This is a genomic window from bacterium, assembly GCA_016873475.1.
Lineage (GTDB): Bacteria > Krumholzibacteriota > Krumholzibacteriia > JACNKJ01 > JACNKJ01 > VGXI01.
Window position 1 is genome coordinate 1 of record VGXI01000155.1, and the last position, 7,730, is coordinate 7,730.

Here is a 7,730-nt window from a genome sequence, read left to right on the forward strand (position 1 = left end):
TGTCAACATCGACAAGGCGGGGAGTCTTGTCGTCACTTCAGACCAAGCCGACGGTATGAACCTCTGGAACGTCGCCGATCCCACCAGCATCCAGCACATCGCCAACTGGCCGACGCCGGGTCAGGCGCTCGACGTTGCGCTCAGCCCGGACGGCGCCTACGCCTACCTCGCGGTCGTCGGCCAGGGCGTGCAGGTGATCGACGTGAGCCCGCCGACCAGCCCCGCCCTGGTCGCCACGCTCAGCGTGGGTGGCGTCACGGGGCTCCAGCTCGCCGACGGCTACCTGCATGTGAGCCGGGGCGAGGGCGGCGTGCGCAGCTTCCACCAGTCCGGCTCCCCGGCCGCTCCCGTGGAGCTGGCCAGCTTCGACACGACCCACAATGCCTGGAACGTCTGCGCTGGCATGCAGGACGGCCGGCACGTCGTCTACGTCGCCGACTACGGTGGCATCGCCGTGCTGCGCTTGAACCTGGACACGCCGGTCGCCGTGAGCAACTTCGCGCTCGCCTGGACGGGCAGCGCCGTGCAGGTCGACTGGCTGCTCGCCGAGCCCGTGGCCGCCGAGGACCTGCGTCTGAGCGCCGCCCCCGCGACCGGCGGTGCCACCGCGGAGATCCCCTTCGCTCCGCTGGGCGGGGGGGGGCAGGCCTGGCGGGCCCTGGACGCGCGCCCCGTGCTCGCCGCCGGCGGCGAGTGGCGCTACACGCTCGAGGGCCGCGAGCCGGGCGGCGAGTGGGCGCTGCTGCGCAGCGAGACGATCGAGACCGGCGGCGCCCCGGCCGCCGTCGCCCTGCGCGCCTTCCCGAATCCCTTCAACCCGAGCACGCGGCTGGACTTCGCACTGCCCGCGGCGGGACCGGCGCGCCTGGCCGTCTACGACATCGCGGGCCGCGAGCTGGCCCTGCTGCACGAGGGACCGCTGCCGGCCGGGCCGGCCGGCTTCGCCTGGGACGGCCGGGACGGCGAGGGCCGCGCCCTGCCCAGCGGGGTCTACCTGGCGCGCCTGACCCTGCCGGGCCTGCAGCGGCAGGCCAAGCTGGTGATGCTCCGCTGAGGCCCGCCGCGCCTCCGCAGGACTCGCCGCGGGGGGCCGACCCGCCCCGGGGGCGGGTTGCTGCCGGCTTGGCAAGGTCCCTCGGCGGCTGGCCCTAGCCCTCATCGGGGAAACCGGCATTTCCGGCCTTTTCCACAGGCCGGAACCGCCGCTCGTCCGGCCGGGCGGACGCCCGAGACCGCGTTCAGCGCGGCCCGGCGAGCTTCTCCACCGCGCCTTCCCCGGATCTTCACAGGACAATTCACAGGGTTTTCCACAGGGCGGAAAGCCGCCCTGGAGCCACCACCATGCTGAGTCCGGCTAGTAGAGCGACTTCACAGCGCCCCAGCTCGATTCGGAGCTGGCGGTGGGATACACCGGAAGATCCTGCCAACAGATCTCGCTGTCGGGCGTCGTCCAGAGGTGGAACCTGGGGTCTATCCACCGCAGTCCCCGCCGCGCGTTCTTGCCCGGCTGCTGGCAGTCGCACCAGTTGCCCGTGCAGTTGAAGACATGCCACGCCTCCCAGCCGTTGACCGGGATCTCCTCGTAGAACTCATCAACGATGACGCAATTGCCCGACGAGAGCGAGGGCGCCACGAAGATCGCATAGTTCGGCCCCACTGGCTCCCAAGCAGTGAAGTAGAGCGTCCCCAGGTGGACCAGGGGCCCCCACTGCACTTCAGTGAACGCGATCGCGAAACCGAGTATAGCACGGCCTCTGAACAATGAAAAGCGCCCGCGCGGGCGGCGCGGACAGAAGTCGGTCGGCAGATTGTCGATTCTGAATTCGGCGGCGGTAAGGCCGTCGACGTGGTCACCGAGCGAGACGACCACGTGCACTTCTGCGGGTTCGTACTGGGCGAGCGCGCTTGCGGGCAGCAGGAGCGCGAGAACGGCGAGCGCCAGCGTCTTCATCACGACCTCCTCGTTCGACACTGCAAACAAGAATAATCGATCCGGCGGAAAAAGAAAAGCGCCCGCGCGGCCGGCGCGCGCGCTTCCGAGGCCGGCGCGGGCCGCCTAGCGCAGCTTGAACTGGTCGGGGCGGCAGTCCTTGAGCATCGCCGCGAGCAGGTCGATGGCCGCCTGCACGTCCTTCGGGTGGATCATCTCGATCACCGAGTGGACGTAGCGCGTGGGCACGCTGATGCAGCCCGCCGCCCCCCCCCGCTTGCCCGCGCGCTGGATGCCCGCCGTGTCCGTGCCGCCGGCCGGCAGCACTTCCATCTGCCAGGGGATCTTCTTCGTCTCGCAGAGCGAGCGCATCCAGTCGACGAGGCGCCAGTTCGGCACCACGGAGCCGTCGTAGGCCTTGATCGCCGCGCCCTTGCCCAGCTCGCTGATCGCCTGGCTCTTGTCGGTGAAGGGCACGTCGCAGGCCAGCGTCACGTCCAGCGCGATGCCCACGTCCGGATCGATCGCGTGCGCGGCGACCATCGCGCCGCGGATGCCGATCTCCTCCTGCACGGTGCCGACGGCGTAGATGTCCATCTTCCCGCGGCGCGCCTTCTTGAAGGCCTCGATCATCACGAAGACGCCGATACGGTCGTCGAAGCTCTTGCCGTTGTAGACCTCGCCCATCTGGATGACGTCGCGCTCGCGGGTGACCACGTCGCCCACGCGGACGAGCTTCTTCACCTTGTCCACCGGCAGGCCGAGGTCGATGAAGAAGTCCTCCAGGCGCGGCGGCTTGCGGCGGTCGTCCTCGGTCATCACGTGGATCGGCTTGCTGCCCATGACGCCGATCAGATCCTTGCGCCCGTGCACGATCACGCGCTGCGCGGTGAGCGTCTTGGGATCGAAGCCGCCCAGGGGCACGAAGGTGAGGAAGCCGCGGTCGTCGATGTGCTTCACCATGAAGCTGATCTCGTCCATGTGGCCGGCGATCATGAAGCGGCCGCCGGCCGTGCCCTTCTTCACGGCAATCACGTTCCCCAGGGCGTCCACCGTGATCGTGTCGGCGATGGGCTTGAGTTCGCGGATGACGATCTCGCGGATCCTCTCCTCGTGGCCGGGAGCGCCGGGAGCTTCGCAGAGCTCCTTGAGCAGGGCGAAATTGATGGGCATCGGGTACCTCGGAAGCTCAGGTGTGGGGATGTGATGGCGGCGCCGCCAGTGTAGGCCAGCCGGGCGGCGCGAGACAAGCGGGGAAGCTGGGGCCGCGGCCCGGACGGCCCGGAAGCCGAACCTTCAGCGCCCGCCCGCGAGGAGCGACCTGCCGCCGGCCAGTGCGCCCAGGGGCACGGCCTCCACACCGGTCGCCAGCGGATAGCGTTTCGCGCCGGGATAGAGCACGAGTACCCGCTTCAAGCCCAGCTCCTCGAGGGCATTGCGGATCGACGGCGTCATCCGCGGCGCATCGCTGCGTTTGCACTCGACGCCGAAAAGCGCGCTGCCCCGGCGCAAGATCAGATCGATCTCTGCCCCCTGATGTGTGGCCCAGAAGTAGGCCTCGTCATGGGGCTCGCTCGCCAGGAGTTGCTCGATGGCGAAGCCCTCCCAGGAAGCCCCCACCTTTGGATGGGAAAGCATGCCCTTGAGCGAGCCAATGGGGAGCAGTTGGTGCAGGAGCCCGCTGTCGCGCACGTAAATCTTCGGCGCCTTCACTTGGCGCTTGCTCAGATTCGCCAGGTAGGGTTGGAGCTGGCGGATCATCAGGGCGTCGGTCAGCAGGTCCAGGTGGCGGCGCATGGTGGATTCGCTAACGCCCAGGGCGCGGGCCGGTTCAGCCGCGTTCCAGATCTGCCCGTGGTAGTGCGCGAGCATCGTCCAGAAGCGCCGCAGCGCAGCGGCAGGCACGCGCACGCCCCACTGGGGAAAGTCCCGCTCGAGCAGGGTTTGGATGAAGCTGCGGCGCCAGGCCAGGCTGCCCGCCTCGCCCTTCGCCAGATAGGACAGCGGAAAGCCACCGCGCAGCCATAGCTGCTGCTCCGCCGCCTCGCCGACTTCGCTCAGCGCGAAGCCGCCCATCGTCACGCGCTCCAGCCTGCCGGCCAGACTCTCCGCGGTCTGACGCAGGAGATCCCCCGAGGCACTGCCCAGGAGCAAGAAGCGGGCGGGCGCTCCCCGACGATCCACGAGCACCCGCAGCACCGGAAAGAGATCCGGCCGCCTCTGCACCTCGTCGATCACGACTAATCCCCGCAGCGGGCCGAGCGCCGTCATGGGCTCTTCCAGGCGGGCCAGGCTGGCAGGATCTTCGAGGTCGAAGTAGTTGACCGAGTCCGCAGGCAGCAGTTCGCGGGCCAGGGTCGTCTTGCCGCACTGGCGCGGGCCGGTGAGCACGACGACGCGGCTGCGGGCGAGGGCGCGCTGCAGGGCGCTGACCAGGGATGGGCGCAGAATCATGGCGGCAGAGTACCATGAAAATACGCCATCGCAAGCTGGATTTTCATGGTGTTGGCTGCGACGCTCGCCGTGCCGACGGGCCTAGCCCTGCCCCCCGTGGGCCTCGATCTCCTCGGCCCAGCGCGCCCATCGCTCCTCGCGCCGCTCCAGCGCGGCGGCCAGCTCCTGATGCCGGCCGGTCAGGCGCATGATCTCCTCGCGGCCCAACGCATGGCTGCCCGCGAGGGCGGTCTCGATCTCGGCCTTCTCCGCCTGAGCCGCCGCGATACTGGTCTCCAGAGCTGCCAGCTCGCGCCGCCGCTGGGCGAGGCGGTTCTTGCTCCAAGGCGCGGGACCCGCGGGCTTCGCCGCCGCCCCCGGGGGCGGGCTCGGCGACGGCCCCCGCGCCGCCCCGTTGCTCGCGGCCGGCGCGCGCTCCGTCGGCGGGCGCGCGGAGGGCCCGGGTGCCGCCGTCTGCCCGCGGGCCAGGAACTCCCGCCAGCGGCCGGGGAAGTCCGTCACGCTGCCTGCCTTCACCTCGATCACGCGCTCGACGAGGCCGTCGAGCAGGCTGCGGTCGTGGCTGATCACGAGCAGGGTGCCCGCATAGGCGGCCAGGGCCTCCTCGAGCGACTCCGTGGCCGGGATGTCGAGGTGGTTCGTCGGCTCGTCGAGGATGAGGAAGTTGTGCCGCTGGTAGACGAGCTTGAGCAGGCTGAGCCGGTTGCGCTCGCCGCCGCTCAGCATGGCGACGGTCTTGTCCAGGTCGTCGGCGAAGAAGCCGAAGCGCGCGAGCTGGCCGCGGCACTCGCCCTCGCTCATCGTCGGGTCGAGGGTGCGGAACTCGGCCTCCACCGTGTGCGCGTCGCTCACCAGATCCAGGTGCTGGTCGAAGAAGCCGAGGTCGATGTCCTTGCCCAGGCGCACCGAACCCGTGTCCGGCGGCAGCTTGCCCATCAGGATGCGCACGAGCGTGGTCTTGCCCGCGCCGTTGGGTCCCACGAGGCCGATCTTTTCGCCGCGGCTGAGCTGGAGATCGAGGCCGGCGAAGAGGCGCTTCTCGCCGAAGCGCTTGGCGAGGCCTTCGGCGACGAGCACCGTGTTGCCGCCGCGCCGCGCGGGGTTCAGGCGCACCCGCAGCGTGCGCTCGTCACTGGGTCGCTCCAGGCGCTCCATCTTCTCCAGAGACCGCCGCCGGCTCTGCGCCTGCTTGGTCTTCTGCCCGACGATGTTGCGGCGGATGTACTCCTCGCTCCGCGCGATCTCCTCCTGCTGCCGCTCGTAGGCGATCCGGGCCAGGCGGTCGCGCTCCGCGCGCTCCTTCTCGAAGAAGGCGTAGTCGCCGCTGTAGCGCGTGAGCTGGGCATCCTTGAGGTGGAAGGTGATCGTGCAGAGATTGCCGAGGAAGCTGCGGTCGTGGCTCACCACCAGCAGCGCCGACTTCTGGGCCGCGAGATGGCCTTCCAGCCACTCGATGGCGCTGAGGTCGAGGTGGTTCGTCGGCTCGTCCAGGAGCAGCAAGTCCGCGCCCTGGAGCAGCACGGCGGCCAGGGCCGCCACGCGCTGCTCGCCGCCCGAGAGCCTGGCGACCGGGCGCTCGCAGTCCGCCACCGCGAAGCCGAGGCCCGAGAGCGTGGCCGCCACGCGCTGGTCGAGATCGTAGCCGCCGCGAGTCTCGAACTCGTGCTGGAGCGCGGCATAGCGCAGGGCCGCTGCGTCGTGCGCCTCGCCGGGCGGCAGCGCCTCCAGCGCGGCCAGAGCTTGATGGCAGCGCTCCTCGAGGGCCACCAGCTCGCGGCACTCGCCGCGCACGGCGGCAAAGAGCGGCAGTTCCCCGGCCAGCGCCCGGTCCTGGGCGAGGTGCGCGATGCGCAGGCGCCGCGCCTTCTCCACCGCCCCGCGGTCGGGCCGGAGCGCCCCGCTGATGATGCCGAAGAGCGTGGACTTGCCCGAGCCGTTCCGACCCACGATGGCCGCGCGCTGGCCCGGCTCCAAGGCCAGGTCGGCGCCGCGCAGGATGGGCAGGCGGCCATAGTCGAAGTCGATTCCGCTCAGGCTAACCAGGGGCATGCGCCCAATGTAGCAAGGCGCGCGGCCCCTGTCATGGGCCGGGCCCGCGCCGGGCGCGCTTGCCGCCGCCGCGGGCGGCGTGTATCCTGCGGGGCATGCTGCTGCCGCTCAGCGACCCAACCCGACCCACCGCCGCCCCTGGGTGACCTACGGGCTCGTCGCGACCAACCTGATCGGCTACCTGATGCAGATGGGCTACGGGCTCGAGGCCTCGGCCTGGGTCTGGGGCCTCATCCCGCAGCGGCTGCTCGGCGGCGCCGACACGCCCGTTCTCATCCCCGGTCACGGGGAGGTGCTGATCGGCTCGCTGCCCCTGCTCACGCTCTTCACCTCGATGTTCATGCACGGCGGCCTGCTGCACCTGGGCGGCAACATGCTGTACCTGTGGATCTTCGGCAACAACGTCGAGGATCGGCTGGGCCACTGGCGCTTCCTCTTCTTCTATCTCGTCGGCGGCGTGCTCGCCACGCTGAGCCACGTCCTCGTCAGCCGCGGCTCCGGGCTGCCCCTGGTCGGGGCAAGCGGCGCGGTGGCCGCCGTGCTCGGCGCCTACTGGCGGCTCTATCCGCACGCCCGCGTGCGCTGCCTGCTCTTTCTTGTCTTCATCGTGCAGTTCGTCGAGCTGCCGGCCGCCCTCGTGCTGGGCCTGTGGATCGTCCTCCAGGTGATCAACGGCCTGCTCGGCCTGGGCATCGGCGTCGGCGCGGGCGGGGTCGCCTGGTTCGCGCACATCGGCGGCTTCCTCGCCGGGCTACTGCTGCTCGTCTTCCTCGGCGGGCGGCGGCCGCCGCGGCCCGCCGCCGTCCGCTGGGACGACTAGGCGCTGCGATCCCCCTTGGCGACGGTCGCGCGCGGTGGCAGAATGCGCGGGCCATCCCAGCTGTCCTTGCAAGGAGTTCCGCCGTGTCCGCTGCATTGCGCTTCGAGATCTTCTCGGCCAGCGATTCTCCCGGCGGCGCCGCCCTGCCCTGGGCCGCCGACCTGCCGCGCCTGGCCGCCAACGCACTCGGCGCGCGGCGCGCCCTGCTCGCCAGGACCTGCCCGGGGGCCGACTTCCTGGGCTGGCTGGACCTGCCGGTCGGGGCGGAGGAATGGCGCGGCTCGCTCCAGGACCTCGCGGGCGAGCTGCGCGGCGAGGTCAAGCACCTCGTCGTCTGCGGCATCGGCGGCAGCACCCTCGGCGCGCGGGCGCTCATCGAGGCCTTCGCCGAGCCGGGGCCCACGGGCGGGCTCCTCCTGCGCGGGCCGCGCGGCCGCGCGCTCGGACCCGAGATCCACATCGCCGGCGAGCAGATGG

The 7,730-nt window shown here is 70.8% G+C and carries 7 protein-coding genes; 3 read left to right on the forward strand and 4 right to left on the reverse strand.

All coding sequences use genetic code 11. The features are described from left to right. A partial coding sequence (locus tag FJ251_11610; GenBank protein ID MBM4118362.1) for a hypothetical protein occupies window positions 1–1,054 on the forward strand: 1,054 nt, incomplete at its 5' end. A 300-nt stretch (window positions 1,055–1,354) separates the two neighbouring features. Here FJ251_11610 and FJ251_11615 read toward each other — a convergent pair. The 4 genes from FJ251_11615 to FJ251_11630 form a co-directional block, all read right to left on the reverse strand. Continuing rightward, window positions 1,355–1,951 (reverse strand): hypothetical protein, encoded by a 597-nt coding sequence (locus FJ251_11615; GenBank protein MBM4118363.1) that lies wholly within the window; start codon window positions 1,949–1,951, stop codon window positions 1,355–1,357. A gap of 105 nt (window positions 1,952–2,056) precedes the next feature. Continuing rightward, window positions 2,057–3,103: a M42 family metallopeptidase gene (locus FJ251_11620; GenBank protein MBM4118364.1), complete on the reverse strand. Its 1,047-nt coding sequence runs from the start codon at window positions 3,101–3,103 to the stop codon at window positions 2,057–2,059. A gap of 123 nt (window positions 3,104–3,226) precedes the next feature. After that, window positions 3,227–4,384 (reverse strand): ATP-binding protein, encoded by a 1,158-nt coding sequence (locus tag FJ251_11625; protein MBM4118365.1) that lies wholly within the window; start codon window positions 4,382–4,384, stop codon window positions 3,227–3,229. Between the two features lie 81 nt (window positions 4,385–4,465). Next, window positions 4,466–6,433, reverse strand: a complete 1,968-nt coding sequence (locus FJ251_11630; protein ID MBM4118366.1) for an ABC-F family ATP-binding cassette domain-containing protein — start codon at window positions 6,431–6,433, stop codon at window positions 4,466–4,468. Between the two features lie 184 nt (window positions 6,434–6,617). Here FJ251_11630 and FJ251_11635 point away from each other — a divergent pair, with 184 nt between their 5' ends. Together FJ251_11635 and FJ251_11640 are read left to right on the forward strand one after the other, a co-directional pair. Further along, window positions 6,618–7,253 carry a rhomboid family intramembrane serine protease gene (locus tag FJ251_11635; GenBank protein MBM4118367.1) on the forward strand — a complete coding sequence of 212 codons (636 nt, stop codon included), beginning with the start codon at window positions 6,618–6,620 and terminating at the stop codon, window positions 7,251–7,253. A gap of 83 nt (window positions 7,254–7,336) precedes the next feature. Beyond that, a partial coding sequence (locus FJ251_11640) for a glucose-6-phosphate isomerase (GenBank protein MBM4118368.1) occupies window positions 7,337–7,730 on the forward strand: 394 nt, incomplete at its 3' end.